Origin of the sequence: Klebsiella sp. 18074 (genome assembly GCF_902705905.1) — a bacterium.
Classification (GTDB): Bacteria; Pseudomonadota; Gammaproteobacteria; order Enterobacterales; family Enterobacteriaceae; genus Klebsiella; species Klebsiella terrigena.
In genome coordinates this window covers 213,725-231,223 of record NZ_CACSIS010000004.1, presented here as the reverse complement: position 1 = coordinate 231,223, position 17,499 = coordinate 213,725, and the positions used below count along the sequence as shown (strand labels likewise).

Genomic DNA, 17,499 nt, shown 5'->3' with positions numbered 1-17,499 from the left:
GATCCTGATATTGACTGATTAGACGATAAGCGTATTTACTGGCTCTACCGTAAACATGGGCTGTCGCTTCGGCTTAAACGCTCACACCGCAATAAATCCGCACTGAAACGGCAACCACAGCCTAAGGGACTCTGGTCGAACCACGTCTGGGACATGGATTTTGTCTCTGATGTGTTGTTTGACGGTCGCCGGCTCCGCCTACTGACTGTCATTGGCCTCTACACGCGTGAGTGTCTGGGGATCTGCGTGGGCCAGAACCTGCGGTCTGCAGAAGTGGCTGAGATGCTGAACACTATCGCGCTGAGGTGCCCGTTACAGAAAAGACTGAAAATAGATAACGGACTACCGTTTGAATCAACTGTTTTTGCACACACGGATAATACCAAGGTGGAATCGTTCAACAGCAGGTTGCGACAGAAGTGCCTGAACGAGAACTGGTTCATATCGCTGGAGTTAACACTTGCGCCAGTACTGATAACGCAGCTGCTCTAACTGGTGGAAAGGCGAGTCTTTGTATCATTGCGGCCATCGTCCACCTGGAGATGAAGAATTGTGTCGGGGTCTATGTAAAATGTGGGCGGCGGAGGCTGTCGCCGCTGCAAGAAACCGCCGTCCTCAGCGCAACGGGTGGCTTTTATTTAAATAAATTTTAAATCCAGATTGTCCAGCTCCATTTTTAAGGAACGATGATAGTGGATATAGCATTCAAATTGCATCTCCAGCCCCGCCGGTGGCGCAAAGGACTTTAACGGAAAGACGTTCTGCAGCGGTGCAACGAAAACTTGCGGAATAATCATGATTGAATCACTGTTGGCGCACAGATAGGCCATCGTCAGTAAATTAGGACTTTCCCAGGAAATTTTTCGCTTGAGAATAAGCGCATCCGTAGGATCCATCCCGTTAATCATGCTGGTAATACTGCCTAAATCCCGGCGCCAACGTAGATGGGTATTCTCATGCCAGTCGGCGAGGGTAAATTTGTCATGAATCGACGAGTGGTTTTCACTGACCAGAATGGTGGTGTCAGATTGAAGATATTTTTTAGATATAATAGAGATATCGTCCGGCAGCTTTCCACCAATATCAATATCGACTTCTCGTTGCTTCAGTTTACTTAAACGTTCGTTCTCGCAGGTATCCATGGTAATAAAGTGAAATAACGTCCCGTCTTCCATATTGTGCAGCGAATCTGCCAGTAAAAGTTCAATTAATGAATAGGTGGCAATGATAAATTCTTTTCTGCTGGTATTGAGCGCCACGATCTCACGATAGCGTTCCTGCAGGGCCCACGCGGTATCATCCGGCTTTAAGCCCGACCTCGTGCGGATAAAAATATCAGCGCCTAGATATTCCCTTAGACTTTTGATAGTGTAGCTAATTGCTGAAGGCGAAATATTCAGCTGGGTTGCTGCTTTGCTGGCACTCTCGCACTCAATAACCGCGTTGACGATCTTTAACTTTTGCAGGTTTATTTTATTCATTTTTATTCCTTTCAGAGGGTGAAACTAAGTTGCCTGAGCGGTAAAGGTTGATTTGACGGAGTTGATAATGTCATCAATCAAACGGGTCATCACGGGATTGTCGGTAATTTTATTATTAAAGTGCATATAGCAATCATGCTTCATTATTAGTTGCGCAGGAAGTTCAAGACGCTTAACCGGAAAGGCATTGATCAGCATAGGAATGAAAACATCGGGGATCAGCATGATACAATCGCTGCGTGAGCAGAATTCTACCATATTAATAATGCTGCCAGAGACAATCGCCACTTCGCGTTCCTGAACATATTTCTTCACAGCGCTGGAAATCTGCATGTTTTCACAATAGTAATCCCCAAGGGAGGACCAGACCGCATGCTTGAGATGATATAAATTTTCACAGGTTAAGTTTTCTGGAATGGTGGTGTTATTGATGCTGGCCAGGATCGAAATGTCCGAAGTAAATAATTTTACTTTACTAAATGCCTTATCCTGTGGGAGTTCGGCACCGATATCAATATAGGCATTCTGATGCACCAGATTGTCCAGTCGCGCATTAACATCGATTGTATAGGGCAAATAGACATAGCGATACTTATGCGAATTTTGGCTTAATCCGGCGATCGATTCTGATAGCAGCATCTCTACCGGGGAGTAGGTCATAATCGTTAGCTTCTTTTCGTCCTGATGATTTTCTGGTGCCTGTTCTTCAAAATCAGAGGCAAAATACTTTTGATATCTCTGGCTGAGTTCATAAGCCGTAGCGTTGGGTTTCATTCCGCTACGGGTGCGAATGAAAAGGTGTTCCCCGGTAATGTTGCGGAGTTTCTTTAACGAGTAGCTGATCGCCGCAGGGCTTAAGTTAAGTAACTTTGCTGTCGTTTTCACGCTGCCACAAACAACCAGAGTATTGATGATTTTTAGTAATTTTAGTTCGATTGTCTGTGGCATGCTTTAATACTCCATGAAGATCTCGGTTGCCGAGTAAATATACGCACAGGGCGAGGTGTGAAATAACGTATGATAAATAAGAACTATCCTGCATGAAATGTAGTGTGAAAAGGGATGTCAAACAATACATAAAAAAATCTGGATAACGGTACTGTAGAATTGTGCTTTTAAGAAAAATCTTAATCCATTGTTTTGTTTGTGGTTTTGGTCTTTATTTAGTTTGTTTAAAAAGTGAAATAGAAAATACTAAAATACAATATATCGGCAATCGGGGTCCTGATTCTGTCGCCAGATTCGGAATTTAAAATTAAATTTTTTCAGCCGATAGCGAGGCGAGCATGAGGCGTTCAAATGGCGGCGTCGCTCTTTTATCCGCAAAATCAAATGTTCAGCCCGTTTACTGCTACTATGGCTAGATTATCGCTAACCTGATGTGTTCGTTAATAGCGAGTTGAAAAGGCCTGGCTGGCGGTTTAAATTTATGTGGGGCGAGGAGGGGAGAAGTGGCGCAAAAATACGGCTCACCGGCCTGTCGAGGAGCGAGGTGACATGAGCTTAGAACTGGATATCAAAATACTCAGAGCCATCCATACGTTGAGTACGGCTGGCAGCGTGACGAAAGCGGCGGAGATGTTACAGGTCACCCCCGGTGCGGTGACCTACCTCATCAATAAAGCGCGGAAAACCACCGGTTCAGCGCTTTTTTTCCGCACCCGGGAAGGGATGAAGCCGAATACGCTGGCGACTGAACTCAGTCAGCGCTATCAAAGCATGATGGCCGACTATTTTCCCGAGGAGTCCGCTTCATCGGCACTTAACAGGGCCTTTATTGTCAGTACCTATTCTTTGGTGGAGTTTTTGCTGGCGTTGGCGTGGGGGAAATCTGCGCCAAAAGAGGCGGATCTGAGTTTTGTCTCTACCGTTGGTGACGATACGCAGCGTCTGGCAGGACTGCGAAATAAAGAAGTCGATATTGATATTGGCTCCCGGCTGCCGGTGGATAGTGCGATCGTTCAGGTGAAACTGTTTTCCTCCGAAGTTGGCATGATTGCGCGCAAAGACCATCCGACGATTAACGAAAAATTTACCACCAAAGACTGGCATGAGAATGGCCATGTTTTATGGTCGCGCGGGATGCATTTTATCAGCGAGGACATTGCCCAGACCCGCGACTTCCGCAACCTGTTCGATCGGCAAAACAAGGTATGGGTTTCGAGTAGCTCGTTGAATGTTACGCTGCTTTGCGCCTATACCAATGCGATTAGCCGCATGCCGGTACGCATTGGTCGTAAGCTGGAGGCGGTGCTGCCGGTCAGGATCTTCAGCCTGCCGGACGATTTGCATATGACCTATGAATGCTACCTGCATTATCACCAGGCTTTTGCCAACGATCTGACATTTCAACGGGTTATTGAAAGAATTCAGCATTCGCTGTAACACTATCTGCCAGGCACCACGCAGCGCGCACACCGCGAGCTGCCGATGTTATCGGGCAACGATATCGCGACGCTGTTGCGGCATCACCCGACCATAGTCATTAATCCCTTGCCAGCGAATGGCGCATGGCGCTGCCGGCTGGCAGCCGCTGATTTTGCGCTGGCTGAACGGCGCCACCATGCCCGCGTTGCGTCTCTCCTGACCATTCACCTGCAGGCTGGAAATCGTCACGTAGTAGGGGGTTGGGTTCTCAATCAGTAGTTGATGACCGGTCCTTGACCAGCGCAGTTGCCGATAGGCGTTCTGCGCCGAACCTTGCAGTCCCGCCGGGCGATAAAAGAGCTTCAACTGCGAACGCACGGCAATCTGCACGCTGTGGTCGTTGGCCTGCCCGGAGGGGATGGTCGCGATACTCAGGGTAAACAGACTTTCGCGATCGCGCGGCAGATCGGCGCCGGTATAAATAAGGCGCAGCGTGCTGTCTCGCCCGGCTTTAAGAGCAAACAGCGGCGGCGTTATCACAAACGGCGCGTTTGCTGACGTAGGCGTACTGCCCGCCCAAGTTCCCCCCGCCGAGATCTTACTGTTAATCAGCCAGGAAAAAGGGCTGTTGTTACGCAAAGGCACCGTGACGCTGCTTTGCTTCGCGCCATACACCACGCGGGTGCCGCCGATGACCACACCCGCCTGCACGCAGGCGCTGCTGCAAAGGCAGCACAGAATAAGGATAAGATTACGCATAATTAAGCATAAAGGTGGCCGATGCATTGGCCGGGCCGGAAGAGACCGTCTCGCCGTTGGCCAGGTAGCGGGCATAAAATATCAGCGCCACGCTGGCCTGGTTCGGGATCAGGTCGGTACCACCGCCGGGCTGGTCGAGGGGGATCAGGTTTTTCTCACGGTCGTAGAGCGCGATCGCCATACCGGTGGCTACCCCCACGTCAGGCGTGAGAGCGAGCAGGTCGGGATTATGATCATCGGCGTTACCGCTAAAGGTCACCGTGATATTGCTGGCGCCGGCCCCGCACTTCTCCAGATTTATGGTAAAAGGCTCGTAGCGGGTGCCATCCCCGGCACGGGCAAAGGTCTTACTGCTGACGTCGCCAAACTTCACCAGCAGAGTGGTTGAGTCCGCCGACACGGCACAGGTCTTATCGACAATGGTGCCGGTAATGTTGACCGTACCGTCGTGCCCGGCGCCGTGGGCTGCCGACAGAGAGAGCAGGGATAGCGCAGCGCAATGGCTCAAAAGGGGGCGCGTCATCGGTCACTCCTTATTGGTACTGCAAATCAAAATACATCACCGCCGTGGCATTGCCTGCGGTGACCACATCCTGAGTGGATTTATAGCGCAGGTAAAAGGAGAGCGTATTATCGCCGGGATCCAGGGCATAAAAGGGCGGTGAGGGACTGTTTATCGCCAGCGTCTGCTGTTTGCTATCGAGGATTTCAACGCCGATGCCGCTGGCCATGCCGCCCGCGGCGGCGGTATCAGAAAGCGCCAGCAGGGATGGATTATTTCCGTCGCTGGCGCCAGAAAAACTGAGCTGGGCGCCGGTGGCGGCGGAGCCACAGCCGGTCAGCTTGATATCAAAGGCTTTTGCCGCGCTGACGCTACCGGCGGCGCTAAAATCGCTGGCGGCAAACTGGCCGATATTCACCGTCTGCGTTTTACTCTCCACTTCGCAGGTGCGGGAGAGAATAAGGCCGGTCATCTGCAGGTTATAGGTTGCAGCGCTGGCGCTTACCGTCAGTGCAAATAGCCCGGCCAGAGGGATGGTACAGAGGTATTTGCGTTTCATCTTCCCGTTCTTCCTCAGGCAAAGTCGATGCGCAGCAGCGCGAGTGTGGTGAAGGTGCCCTCGGCAGGCGGCTTTCCGGTGGTATTTACCGGATAGGCTTCCAGTGTCACCGTAGTGGAGTAGTTGTCACTATCTATCTGGTTTAACTGCAGCGGCAGCGAACTGTTGAGGTTGTCAGGGGCCAGGATAGTGCCGCCGCCATCGGTGACGATCACCCCGACATCCGGGTTATCGGACTGCAGGGCGTTACTGTTGTCCGCGGAAGCGGTGCCGTCAACGCGCAGGGTCAGGTTGGCAAGCGAAGCGCCGTAGTTACACTGGATCGGAAAGCTAAACGATTTCGGCGTGTAGTTGGCCGGCTTCTCTCCAGGCGCCTTAAAGTCTGAGGCATAGACCGTCCCCAGATCGATGCTGATAATGGTGCCGGCGTTAACGGTGCAGTTTTGCGGCACCACCACCACGCCGTTTAAATAGACCTCGGCAATTGGGTTCGGGCTTTGGATCGTTGCTCCTTTGTGGCGCAGGAAGACGTCGGCGATATGAATATTGTCAAACGAGGTGGTGCCGACAAATGGCCGCACAATTTTCAGATCGATAGTCCCGGAATTGCCGGCGGTCATCTGTGCTGCACCGTTTGCATCATTGCCTATCGCCGTGTAGATGTTGGTAAACGGTATATAGCGTAATCTCCCCACCTCGATTTTAATGGCTGTATCGAGGTACTCATTAACCCGGAACCAGGTGCGAGACCCATCGCTAGAGCTGACGGGTAGCGGGGAGCTTGTGCTAAAATAACGGCCGGAACCCTTATTCGGGGTATCACATTTTACCGGGATTTTTTGTCCGGTCTTCCAGCTCGCCGCCGCATCAAAGGTCTGACCCGCGGTATTCTGGGTGGCGTCGATGATGTTGACGGTGCCAAAATCGCCCCCGATATGGGTCGGGGTGCCGCTTTTCGGTTTACAGGTGTAGGTATAGGCCCAGGCCCTGCCTGTCAGCAGCATAAGCAGCGCCAGCAGGCAGAGACTTTTGGCAGAGTAACGATTCATTACAGACACACTCGCGTTAATTTGTTGATGGCGTTACTGGCGGCATCATCCGGCAGGGTGTAGGTCGCAACGCACTGCCGCTCGGCGCCGTCCCCCCAGCGTACCGTCAGCTTGCCCTTCAGCTGCAGGCCGGAGAGATAAACCTGCCCGTCATCGCCGACGATGCTGCTGTTTCCTTCCGCGGCGCTGACCATGGCGCCAAACGGCACGGCTTTACCGTTATGGGTCAGCGTCAGCAGGACGCGGGCGCCAACGTGGGCGGCGAACTCAGCGCGCACCAGCGCGCCGCGGGTGGGAACGACGCTGACCACGGTATCTTCCAGGTCGACGTTATCCGGCAGCGAAGTGGTATCCAGCTCCATACGGTTACGGCGATAGGTGGTGGCATAGGGCACCACGGCGTAGCCTCGCCAGTCGGTACGCAGTCCAGCGTTGCCCTCCACTTTGACATCGGCGGCGCCGGGGGCGGCGATCAGCACATTGGTTTCGCCCAGCGGTTGGGAGAAGGTCACGCCGTTACGGTGGGCGACAATGGAGCCATTCAGCCCGTAGTTGACCTGCTGATAGTCGCCGTTATCGCTGTAGTTGTAGCCCGCGCTGGCGCTACCCCATGCACCATCGTAATTGACGCCGACGGAACCGCTGGCGCCGCCGCCCTGGTTCTGGTAGCCCTGCTGGATGGTGTAATTGAGGTTGTCATCGTCCAGTAACGTTCCGCTCAGGCCGGCATTTTGCGTGGTGTGGCCGCGGGTATCGTTGCTGATGTTATAGGTGGCGTACGCGTTATGCTGCTGCCGGGTGATATCTCCCGCCGGCGCCAGCCATTGGCTCAGCGGAATGGAGATCCCCAGCGCGAGGCGATTATCCGCCTCGTGCCGTCCGGGGACTTTGTTATAGCTGTAGTTGAGCGTCCAGGAGACGCCGTACAGATTGCCGCTGTAGCCAGTCTGCAGGAGCGTGTTGACTTCGCCGGTCCGCCAGTAGCTTTGACGGCTGCCGTTAATATAAATCGAGCCGCTGCTGCCCAGCTGCTGCGAGATATTGAGCTGGACTTTGTCGCGCTTGTTGTTACCCAGGTTGTAATAATCGGTCTCGGTCGAGGCGTTCTGCGTCTCGTCCTGCTGGGATGTGCGCACATAGCCGCTCATGCGTTTCCAGGAGCTCTCTTCAAGGGTATAAAACCCTTCGGTCGAGTAGCGATAGCCAATCAGCTGGAAGTTGGTGCCGGTACTGTTAAGCGATTTGCCGTATAAAAAGCGCAGCGACGTACCGCTGTGCTTACTCTCATCAGCCAGGGTGCTGTTGGCCTGAGTCACATCCAGCGATAAGGCGCCGAATGAGCCGATGTTCACGCCCATGCCGAGGGCGAAGGCGTTATAGTCATTCGCCAACTGCGTCCCTCCGTAGGCGGTAAAACCAGCCGGCAGGCCCCAGATCAGCGTCGACTGAGCAAAGTTGACGTCATTCTGCTGGTCCGAGCTGCTGCGATATTTCCCGGCGGTGAGCGCATATTTGATACGCCCTTCACGTTGCAGCACCGGCACCGAGGCGTAGGGGACCGTATAGACGTTTATGCTGTCATCGCTCTCTTTCACCTCCACGACCAGGTCGCCGCTGGACGATGTCGGGAACAGGTCGTTGATTTCAAACGCGCCGGGCGGGACGTAGCTTTGATAGATGGTATAGCCATTCTGGCGGACTGTCACCTGAGCATGACTGCGGGCAATGCCGCGAATGGTCGGGGCGAAGCCGCGCAGGCTATCCGGCAGCATATTGTCATCGGAAGCGAGCTGTACGCCGCGAAAAGCAAGGCTATCGAAAACGTCGGACGGCGTGGTGCTGTCGCCGATTGCCAGTTCGCTGCGTAACGGAACGATCGCCCGCTCAAGCCAGGTATTAATATGCTGCCAGTCGCTGCGACTGTGCTTGCCGCTGTTGTTGTAGCTCCAGGTGGAATAATCGCGCAGACGCCATGGGCCGAGATTCAGACCGCTATTGAGACCGAGAAAATAGTTGCTGCTGGAACCACTGTGGCGGTCGTCGCTGTCTGACCCGGTAAAGTTATAGTTCAGCATCAGGGCGTTAACCCCTTCATCCCACTGGGACGGTGGGATATATCCGCGGGCGGAATTGTTCATCATTGCCTGCGGGACGCTGATATCCAGGCGCAGCTGCTCAAAGCTAAACCGGGTAGTGGCCCCTTCAATGGCCGTCGTAATATCCAGGCAGGCTTCCGGGTCGGCCTGCGCCAGCTCAGGCTTACCTGCGGTGTTAACTCCCATGGCGGTGAGCATTGCCGACGTCAGACAGGGCGTCAGGCCGGTATCATCTGCGCTGGCAGAGGGAAGGGTTTTGCTGGCAAGGAACTGGGTATCCTTTCGGCCCTGAAAAGTCTCGTTCAGATAGATATCAACGCGATAAATCCCGGGGGCCTGAGTGCCCCCTTCAAAACGGGATAAATCAGCGACGGCAGCGGGGTCGTCGGATAAGAAAGCCGGGTTAAAGTATTCGTCAGCGTATCCGCGAGCAGAAGCTATTGCGATCGTAATAGCCAAAGGCGCTATCTTATAATATTTATTTCGCACTGACATATGGTCCCTTTCTTCCCGACATCGCCGCTCGCGGGTGATACCTTAAGGCGTTAACTTTCCTTGCTGTTGTTCTGAGGGGTATCAAGCGCCACAGGACTGTTTTGCCGTATTTGCGCCGTAGTCATTGACCGTCTGAAAACTCACCGCGCCGTTTTTATGCCCCGGGACATCTACCGTCAGCGAGCCTTTCGGCGAAACCATTGAGTTAGGTAATTTCTGCCCGCCGACATACAACTGCACCAGGCTGACGTAATAGGGGGAGGGGTTTTTTACCGTCACCCGACCGCCTTCAACCCGACAGGTCAGGCTTTTTGGCGCATCCATTGAGGTGGATGGCAGGTTCTTCGGGCGGACAAATAATTTGATCACGCTTTGGGTGGCAATCTGCAGCGTATTGCCTTTCAGGCTGTTCTTATCAACGGAAGGGATAGCTTTGCTGTTGAGAAAAAATACGCTTTCCCGGTCGGTGGGCAGCGCCGGCCCGGTATACATAATGCGCAGCGTGTTCTCTTTTTTCGGTTTCATAGTGAACAGCGGCGGCGTCAGGACAAAGTCCGCTGATTTGCTACCGTTAAAATTCGCCACCCATGACTGAATGAGATAGACATCTTTCGTCGAGGTATTGGTCAGCGATAGTGATGCTTCTCTGGCGCCCTGCGGATAAATCACCCGGGTTGCGCCGAGGGCAATCCCGCCTGCGCTGGCGGAGGAGACCATCATCAGTGCCAGCAGGCCGCCGGAACAGAATGTGGCTATCGATTTTTGGCAAAACATCATTCGGTTATTCATATCTCTATCTGTCTTCATCGGTGTTCTCCCTTTGCTGCTTATCTACTGACTCCTGGCCTTCCGTATGCAGAGTCCAAAACACCCTCCGCGCGAGGCGCGGAGGGTCTGCCATCAATCAGGAATAGTTGATGCTGAAGGTGGCTGTAGCGGCGACGTTACCGGCGGTGGCGGCAGCACCGGTTGCGATATAGTCAACGCTGAACGGCAGCACGTTCTGGCCATCATTCAAGGTCACGGTTGAAGAAGCGGTTCCCAGCGACAGTGCCGCGCCATCCGGTCCATACAGCTGCAGGGCTACGTTGCTGGCAGCGCCTGCGCCGGCGGTGTTCGCCAGCGCGGTTACGGTGTCAGTGTCAGCCTGGCCGTTGAAGGTCACGCCCGCATTGGCGCTTACGACGCTGTTGCAATCTTCCAGCGTGATGCTGAACGGCTGCTGCTGACCTGCGGCCTGACCGGGAGTGGCCAGTCTTGTTGCCTGAACCTGATCCAGGTTGATGGTCTGGTTGTCAGATTGAGTGGAGACGGAGCATGCTGCATCAACAACCTGACCTGTGAAATTAATGGTCCCGCCAGAAACGGTGACCGGAGCGGCATGCGCGGCGCCGGCAGCGAATAAGGCGGCAGTCAACGTGGTGTAGACAATTGCATTCAGTTTCATAATAGATCCTTAAATATTATTAAATTTAACATCCGGGTTGTGACTTATTCTATTAACAGCATCGGAGAAGCCTCTAATAGAAGAAGGGTAGTGGCGTAAATGATAACGACTTAAATAGTTAACTCCGCCTGATTCCTACAGCGAAGATATTACGAAAAACAACTTAGGTTATGCAAATATGAAATTATCAGATAGCTTCTGTGTGGTTACCAGGTTAATTGTAATTGCATGAAATAAAAGGATTAAGTGTGGAGTTTAAATGCGTTGATTACATAATTAAGAGAAATGGCAAATATCAATGCCGGCACTTTGATTGCAAGAGCAGAGCTTTCATTGAAATTTCAAGCGTGGCATTTGATAGGATTTTATTTTTGCGATCCAGATCAAGCTGATGGCGGAAACTCAATGTCAACAACAAAGGTATTTCCCTGAACCAAAAAGGCAAATTTTAATTTCTTTAATAATAAAGTTAAAAAAATTGCCGACTGATCTGCTTGGTAATAAAAATGCCTGGGGGTAAGTGTGACTTTATTAATTTGTTTATTTAATTTTTTAACAAATCGCCATGAAAATATCGATAAATCAATTGGTTATTGGTTTTTGGCAGAGTGAGGTATCGCGCTATTATTTTTTCAGGCCCAACAGAATTTATGACTTTAATATAGAAGGATAAGAGATTGATATACGTAATGATGTTCGTTAATGGTTTTTTAAGCGTTTTACGGCTGACTATTCTGATTAATTCAGAGACTAAAAAAAATCCCATGCTGATTTTTCTGGTGTTCAGAATATTCTTATCTAATTGATAGGCAAACAATGATTGTGTTACGATTTTACCAGCATAATTCAACAGGTATAAAGGTGGGGCTTACGTGAATAGACAATGATCTGACCAGGGTTAACTCTGTGTTTTATTTTTTCGCTGAGGTTGATGATGAAGGTAATGATTAAGCATGAGAACCAGTACTTTAATAAAGGTGTCGAGATACTATTACAGGCTCTTTATCCCAAGGAACAACTGGTAATTGAAATGGTATCCAGACTGGAGGTCAATACGTTGCAGAGCGCCGATATTGCGATCCTGCAACTTGCTCCCGGGGATGGATTTATCTGCAATACAAAGCTAATGATGCACTATCCTCGGTTACTGGTGGGGGTAGTGAATAATAAATTTCGATACAGTCGATTGACGCATTGCATGAAGGATATGCTTATCATTCAAAGTAATGAACACATAGATTCGGTGGCGAGAAAGATAAAGCAGTCGCTAAGGTATAATGAAAAAAATAAGGGAGGGAATGTTGAGGATAAATGTCGTAACTGCCAACATTATAAGCTGTCGGACAGGGAGGAAGAGGTTGTAAAGCTGATCTTTGATGACCTGTCTGTACGTCAAATTTCCGAACGACTCTCCATAAGTAAAAAAACGGTCTATTCCCATAAGCAGACAATGAAGAGTAAATTCAACTTACAAAATAATTATGAGCTAGTTCAATTATTACATAGCCTGAATATTAAGTAAGATTTCAGCTGAGTGATGACCCGCTCCCCGTATGTGATCCATTCATAATCAGGAATAACCGGCTTCAGTCGGTAATCCCCCCATTTTTAGCGGAGGTGATAAGTAGAATCAGGTCATGCGCTGAATATGCTGCATCGGTGTGTAACCATTCAACGCCATATTCGGACGTTCGTTATTATAAAACCATTGCCACTGCGTGGCATAGTCCTGCAATTCATCCAGCGATGAAAACAGATGTTGTCCCAGCCAGTCATAGCGTACCGTCCGGTTATATCGCTCAATATAGGCATTCTGCTGAGGTTTGCCGGGCTGAATAAAACGAAGGGTTATATCCTGATGAGCCGCCCATGACATCAGCATCTTCCCCGTGTATTCCGGCCCGTGATACCTATTGACGTCGGTTTCCCTTTCCACTCAATGAGTTGTTCAAGTATTCTGACTACACGACTGGCAGGTAGCGAAAAACCAACCTCAATCGCCAGCGCCTCACGATTAAAGTCATCGATAACATTCAGTAAACGCACTGAACGACCATCCGATAGCTGGTCATGCATAAAGTCCATCGACCAGCATTGATTACCGCTTTCAGGCACAGTTAGCTGTTCTGGCTTATCCCGTTTCAGACGCTTTTTTGGCTTGAACCGCATGTTCAATGACAGCTCGCAATAAATTCGATACACTCGTTTGTGGTTGAAATGAAAGCCTTTTACGTTACGCAAGTACAAGAAACACAGACCAAACCCCCAGTTGCGTTGGCTGTCAGTAATGCGTATCAGCCAGTCGGCAATGGCTTCATTTTCTTCACTCAGTTTAGCCTGATAGCGGTAGCAACTTTCGCTGACAACAAACGCCTGGCAGGCAAAGCGAATGCTGATATTTCGGCTCCTGACAGCTTCCTGCGCCATCTGCTTTCGAAGCGATGGCTTCACCACTTTTTTGCCATAGCTTCCTGAATAATTTCGGCTTTTAACCGCTCTTCGGCATACATTTTTTTGAGGCGGCGATTTTCCTCTTCCAGTTCTTTCAGGCGGGCCATCATCGAGGCATCCATACCGCCAAAGCGTGAGCGCCACTTATAGAAACTGGCGTTGCTCATGCCATGCTCGCGGCACAGTTCAGCAACCGGCGTTCCGGCCTCAGCTTGCTTAAGAATGGTCATGATTTGACTGTCGGTAAAACGTGATTTTTTCATAGAAATCTCCTCAGTTCAGATTACGAGAAAATTCTACTTATGAACACTCTGCTTTTTCGGGGGGATTACCATTGGTTTGTTTTTTATTGATAAGTTCACTCGGAAGATAAACTTATCAATATGTTAATCTCGTGAAAATAACATGTCATCAGCCTATGCTTGAACTTTAATCTAATAAATAATGATCTGCATTTTAATTTGTTAAGCTGATGCCATTGCGTATGTTAATATTCATTTCCGTACGCTATAAATGCCTTCGTTTTGCTATATATCTAAAAGGGATTTTTAGAATTTAATTATAACGTAGAGCAGTTAGGGTAAAGTGTGCATTAAAAATGGTTGAATTTTTAGATAATATAAAATTGTTTCTATTCAATAAATTGCATTTGATTGTATTATCCACGTCGGGTACGAATGAGTCAGACAGAAGTATTCATGACTCTCTGATGTAAAATCATATTGTTATAAAAAATGCTCGCTAATGAAAGAAGATCTTTCTTCAGATGGAGTAAACTCAAATTTTTTTCTGTAGACTTTTGATAAATGTGATGTATATAGGAAACCCGTCATTTTAGATATTTCAGAAATAGAATAATCGGTGGTTCTTAGAAATTCTTTCGCTTTATAAATACGGTATTGTTGTAGGAAGTTATTAGGCGTAAGTCCTGATATTTCGTTGAAAAACCTGAAAATAGTTCTTCTGTTTACACCGCATTCGGATTCTGCATCTTTCCAATTAAAGGAATTCATGTAATTGTTTTTTACATACTCAATAAGTAGTTGCTTGCCAGTTTTGTCAATTACAGATAATGGTCTGGCCTTTGTGTTATGCAGTAAAATCATTATTATTTTTAACAAAATGGATTCTGTGTGCATGAAATAACCATCCGAAAATTCGTCATCATTCATTGCATTGATTGTTTCAGACAGGGAAATGATTTCATGCAAATTATTTGAGTCTAGAACGGGGGTTTTGCTTTTTAATGTTAGCGTCAGAATACTGTTTTTTAATATTTCAATTGATTTATTTTTTATAAAGTGTGCTGGGAAATCCTTGCGAATTAGAATGTTTATTAATGATAAGTCATTAATGGATTCATAGTAATGAATGTCATTTGCGTTTATGTAAAAAAAATCACCTTGTGAAATGAAATGAGGTTTATCGTTCAGAATATGAAAGCCACTACCAGAAATGACAATAGCAATCTCATCAAATTCATGAGTGTGTACATCCAGTTCTTCTTTCTGGTTGAGACAAAATAAAGCAAATACATGTTGCTCTGAAAGAAAAAAATCTGACGAGGTAAACTTCTTCATTGCATCCTCACAAATTAGACTGCGATAAAATATTATAGCAGGTTAATAAGTTAAGCTGAAGCTTGATCACCAATAGTGAAAGAGTCAGAAAACTGACTCTTTCACTGATAGTCAGAGAACTACAGCGTAAGAATGAACGCCATTGGTGACTTCTTTAACCTGGCCATCCGGCAATTCAATACACCCACTGCAGCCTACTGGTAATATAATTTCTGTTTCAAAATAGTTATTTAAGTATGTCCATTTTATTGACGTCAGACCATAAGGTGTGTCGAATTTTGTGGAACACTTTGTAATCCCGCCACCAGGTTGTGGTTTGAATTTGATTCGTTTGAAGCCTGGTTCAGTGAACTGAATACCGCCAATTACCTGATATAACCATTTGATGACAGAACCTAGCGCATAGTGGTTGAAAGAAGTCATTTCCCCCGGGTTGATCGTCCCATCGGGAAGCATGCTGTCCCATCGTTCCCAGATTGTCGTCGCCCCCATACTCACCTGATACAGCCATGACGGACATTCCTTGCACAGTAGAAGCATAAATGCTTCGTTGAGATGTCCCGTCTGAGACAAAGCGTCCAGAACAATAGGAGTGCCGGCAAACCCCGTTGCGATCTTGCCTTCGTTGGCGCGCACCAGCGATGCTAAATCATCCCCTGCAACTTTTGATTGTGCATAGGATAGCAAACCAAAGGTAATGGCAAGGGCATATGCTGTTTGTGTACGATTTTTTGAGATTCCTTCGTCAGTAAAGAATGCAGTAATGAAGATATTGTTCATTGCCTCAAAAAGATGCTGATAATGCTTTTCATCATCAATATTCCCCAAAATCCCTGCGGTTTCTGACAGTATCCTCAGGGATTTTAGTGTATAAGCTGTTGCAACGAGAGCAGGGTCTGTTAAAGCTAACTCAGGTTTATCCGGTGGAGCTAATGGATCCAGCCAGTCTGCGAGTTGTGCTCCTTTGCTGACAATCCCGTTGTCATCACAAAAATCAGCCAGTACTTTTTCAACCCATGCTTTTGCACTGGTGTACTGACGTTCAAGTACTCCTTTATCACCATAATACTGGAATAAATCCCATGGGGTAATTGTTGCGACATCGCCCCACAAATTACCTGCTTGTTCAAGTGGCCATGGCGCTCCGGGAACGTAGGGTACATACCAAGGAACATTGCCATATTCTTTCTGTTCAGCCGCCAGATCTTTCAGCCAACTTCCTATAACGCCTCTGATATCGTATAAAAAAGCAGCTGAAGGACCAAACACCTGAATATCGCCGGTCCAGCCAAGTCGTTCATCGCGCTGGGGACAATCTGTCGGTATATCGACGAAATTTGAACGCATGCTCCACAGTGCATTCTCAAACAGACGATTGACATCATTATTAGAGCAGGCGAAGTAACCCGTTCTGGCCATATCGGAATGATAAACTTTTGCTACCACGTCAGTCAGTACACAATCACCATCGAGGCCTTCTATTTCAGCGTACCTGAAACCATGAATTGTGAATTTCGGTTCCCAGACGACGTTGGAATGTTTCTTACCAAAGATATAGCTGTCGGTTGCCTGGGCGTGTCTAAGTGGACGGGTGCAAATAGTATCACCCTGCAAAACTTCTGCGTGTCGGAAGGTAACTTTATGACCGGGGACCCCTTTCATACTAACTTGTAGACGCCCGCTAAAGTTTTGTCCGAAATCGACCAAGTGTCGCCCATTATTAAGCTGGGTGATCTGCACTGGCTTAATGATTTCAGTACATCTGACAGGAGGACCGTCAGGGGCGGTAAGTACAGAAGGGTCAAACACTTTTACTCGAGCAGATAGCCAGGCACTGTCATCGTACTGCGAACCACTCCAGTCAGCGAGTTCTTTACCTGCATCATAATGTTCGCCGTCATAAATCCCGGAGAATGTTATCGGTGATTTTGAAAATTTCCATGTTTCATCTGAAGAGAAAACTTCTTTTATACCACTGGTATAAACCACCTCAAGTTGGGAAAACAGGCCTTCTTTATCACCAAAAATATTGGTTCTTCCTCCAAGGAAACCGAACCTACCTTTGTACCAACCATGGCTCAGCCAGAACCCAAGAACATTTTCAGTTCCGCCGGAAAGTAGTTTGGTCACGTCATGAGTTGTATAACGAAGACGATGATGGTAACTGGTCCATCCTGGCTGAAGGATTTCTGTCCCGACCCTGATGCCATTGATTTCGGCCTCAAAAAGGCCATGAGCGGTTGTGTAAAGTCGCGCACTGGCAATGTTACCCTTTAACTGAACACACTTACGGATCAAGTGAACATCGCCATGGATAAAACGGTCCGCAGGGAAGGGCGGAACGATCATCTTGGCTTTCCAGTCTGAAGCTGAAAGTAAACCTACCTCGGCTGTTTCGCTGTCACTCCAGGAAGACCAAGTTTGACCATCACTTACACGTACAGCAATTTCAACTTTTTCACGCGATGTCAGTGCAGTGTCGGGCCATGGAACTAATATCTGCTCAGTAGACTGTACGCGTAACGATCGACAGAAAGACTCACCTGCATTGTTAGTTCTATTGATTTTTATCTCATAGGCCTTTTGATCAAATCCTGAAGGCGCTGAGAGTATTTTCCATGAGAGGCGTGGACACGATTCACCAATTCCAGTTAGATCAGCGCTATGGTGATATTCTATGGTTGGTTTATCTACTACAACAGCAGACTTCATA

General features: G+C 48.6%; 14 protein-coding genes and 1 pseudogene. 3 read left to right on the top strand and 12 right to left on the bottom strand.

Going from position 1 to position 17,499, the window contains the following annotated elements; all coding sequences use genetic code 11:
* The first annotated feature begins 33 nt into the window (after nt 1-33).
* Nucleotides 34-492: a DDE-type integrase/transposase/recombinase gene (locus GVK32_RS29490; protein WP_368667447.1), complete on the top strand. Its 459-nt coding sequence runs from the start codon at nt 34-36 to the stop codon at nt 490-492.
* A 146-nt stretch (nt 493-638) separates the two neighbouring features.
* Here the strand turns inward: GVK32_RS29490 and GVK32_RS06035 are convergent, their stop codons facing one another.
* Both GVK32_RS06035 and GVK32_RS06030 read right to left on the bottom strand, forming a co-directional pair.
* The gene (locus GVK32_RS06035) at nt 639-1,481 is read right to left on the bottom strand and encodes a LysR family transcriptional regulator (protein WP_159867131.1); all 843 of its coding nucleotides are present in this window, start codon (nt 1,479-1,481) and stop codon (nt 639-641) included.
* 24 nt (nt 1,482-1,505) lie between these two features.
* Entirely contained in the window at nt 1,506-2,429 is a 924-nt protein-coding gene (locus tag GVK32_RS06030) for a LysR family transcriptional regulator (protein ID WP_159867128.1), read from the bottom strand.
* A 549-nt stretch (nt 2,430-2,978) separates the two neighbouring features.
* Here GVK32_RS06030 and GVK32_RS06025 point away from each other — a divergent pair.
* Nucleotides 2,979-3,866 (top strand): LysR family transcriptional regulator, encoded by an 888-nt coding sequence (locus GVK32_RS06025; RefSeq protein ID WP_159867125.1) that lies wholly within the window; start codon nt 2,979-2,981, stop codon nt 3,864-3,866.
* Between the two features lie 48 nt (nt 3,867-3,914).
* On the opposite strand, the gene GVK32_RS06020 is transcribed toward GVK32_RS06025, so the two are convergent.
* From GVK32_RS06020 to GVK32_RS05990, 7 genes are all read right to left on the bottom strand, one after another.
* Nucleotides 3,915-4,607 carry a molecular chaperone gene (locus tag GVK32_RS06020; protein WP_159867122.1) on the bottom strand — a complete coding sequence of 231 codons (693 nt, stop codon included), beginning with the start codon at nt 4,605-4,607 and terminating at the stop codon, nt 3,915-3,917.
* Nucleotides 4,600-5,130 carry a fimbrial protein gene (locus GVK32_RS06015; RefSeq protein WP_159867119.1) on the bottom strand — a complete coding sequence of 177 codons (531 nt, stop codon included), beginning with the start codon at nt 5,128-5,130 and terminating at the stop codon, nt 4,600-4,602. Before GVK32_RS06015 ends, GVK32_RS06020 begins: the two co-directional genes overlap by 8 nt.
* Nucleotides 5,131-5,140: 10 nt before the next feature.
* Nucleotides 5,141-5,668: a fimbrial protein gene (locus tag GVK32_RS06010; protein ID WP_159867116.1), complete on the bottom strand. Its 528-nt coding sequence runs from the start codon at nt 5,666-5,668 to the stop codon at nt 5,141-5,143.
* 14 nt (nt 5,669-5,682) lie between these two features.
* Nucleotides 5,683-6,717, bottom strand: a complete 1,035-nt coding sequence (locus tag GVK32_RS06005) for a fimbrial protein (RefSeq protein WP_159867113.1) — start codon at nt 6,715-6,717, stop codon at nt 5,683-5,685.
* Nucleotides 6,717-9,308: a fimbrial biogenesis usher protein gene (locus GVK32_RS06000; protein ID WP_159867110.1), complete on the bottom strand. Its 2,592-nt coding sequence runs from the start codon at nt 9,306-9,308 to the stop codon at nt 6,717-6,719. Before GVK32_RS06000 ends, GVK32_RS06005 begins: the two co-directional genes overlap by 1 nt.
* Before the next feature lie 81 nt (nt 9,309-9,389).
* Nucleotides 9,390-10,028: a fimbria/pilus periplasmic chaperone gene (locus GVK32_RS05995; protein WP_227697818.1), complete on the bottom strand. Its 639-nt coding sequence runs from the start codon at nt 10,026-10,028 to the stop codon at nt 9,390-9,392.
* Between the two features lie 184 nt (nt 10,029-10,212).
* The gene (locus tag GVK32_RS05990) at nt 10,213-10,755 is read right to left on the bottom strand and encodes a fimbrial protein (RefSeq protein ID WP_159867107.1); all 543 of its coding nucleotides are present in this window, start codon (nt 10,753-10,755) and stop codon (nt 10,213-10,215) included.
* Between the two features lie 931 nt (nt 10,756-11,686).
* On the opposite strand from GVK32_RS05990, the gene GVK32_RS05985 reads away from it, so the two are divergent.
* Complete coding sequence (locus GVK32_RS05985; protein WP_159867104.1) at nt 11,687-12,277, top strand: helix-turn-helix transcriptional regulator; 591 nt, start codon at nt 11,687-11,689, stop codon at nt 12,275-12,277.
* Between the two features lie 108 nt (nt 12,278-12,385).
* On the opposite strand, the pseudogene GVK32_RS05980 reads toward GVK32_RS05985, so the two are convergent.
* From GVK32_RS05980 to GVK32_RS05970, 3 genes and pseudogenes are all read right to left on the bottom strand, one after another.
* A pseudogene (locus tag GVK32_RS05980) lies at nt 12,386-13,469 on the bottom strand (IS3 family transposase).
* A gap of 462 nt (nt 13,470-13,931) precedes the next feature.
* Nucleotides 13,932-14,786: a helix-turn-helix domain-containing protein gene (locus tag GVK32_RS05975; protein WP_159867101.1), complete on the bottom strand. Its 855-nt coding sequence runs from the start codon at nt 14,784-14,786 to the stop codon at nt 13,932-13,934.
* A 111-nt stretch (nt 14,787-14,897) separates the two neighbouring features.
* Entirely contained in the window at nt 14,898-17,498 is a 2,601-nt protein-coding gene (locus GVK32_RS05970) for an alpha-L-rhamnosidase (RefSeq protein ID WP_159867098.1), read from the bottom strand.
* Nucleotide 17,499 lies beyond the last annotated feature (1 nt).

Coding starts and splice junctions, on each gene's coding strand:
- GVK32_RS06035 (WP_159867131.1), bottom strand. CDS start 1,481: ATGAATAAAATAAACCTGCAAAAGTTAAAGATCGTCAACGCGGTTATT.
- GVK32_RS06030 (WP_159867128.1), bottom strand. CDS start 2,429: ATGCCACAGACAATCGAACTAAAATTACTAAAAATCATCAATACTCTG.
- GVK32_RS06025 (WP_159867125.1), top strand. CDS start 2,979: ATGAGCTTAGAACTGGATATCAAAATACTCAGAGCCATCCATACGTTG.
- GVK32_RS06020 (WP_159867122.1), bottom strand. CDS start 4,607: ATGCGTAATCTTATCCTTATTCTGTGCTGCCTTTGCAGCAGCGCCTGC.
- GVK32_RS06015 (WP_159867119.1), bottom strand. CDS start 5,130: ATGACGCGCCCCCTTTTGAGCCATTGCGCTGCGCTATCCCTGCTCTCT.
- GVK32_RS06010 (WP_159867116.1), bottom strand. CDS start 5,668: ATGAAACGCAAATACCTCTGTACCATCCCTCTGGCCGGGCTATTTGCA.
- GVK32_RS06005 (WP_159867113.1), bottom strand. CDS start 6,717: ATGAATCGTTACTCTGCCAAAAGTCTCTGCCTGCTGGCGCTGCTTATG.
- GVK32_RS06000 (WP_159867110.1), bottom strand. CDS start 9,308: ATGTCAGTGCGAAATAAATATTATAAGATAGCGCCTTTGGCTATTACG.
- GVK32_RS05995 (WP_227697818.1), bottom strand. CDS start 10,028: ATGATGGTCTCCTCCGCCAGCGCAGGCGGGATTGCCCTCGGCGCAACC.
- GVK32_RS05990 (WP_159867107.1), bottom strand. CDS start 10,755: ATGAAACTGAATGCAATTGTCTACACCACGTTGACTGCCGCCTTATTC.
- GVK32_RS05985 (WP_159867104.1), top strand. CDS start 11,687: ATGATGAAGGTAATGATTAAGCATGAGAACCAGTACTTTAATAAAGGT.
- GVK32_RS05975 (WP_159867101.1), bottom strand. CDS start 14,786: ATGAAGAAGTTTACCTCGTCAGATTTTTTTCTTTCAGAGCAACATGTA.
- GVK32_RS05970 (WP_159867098.1), bottom strand. CDS start 17,498: ATGAAGTCTGCTGTTGTAGTAGATAAACCAACCATAGAATATCACCAT.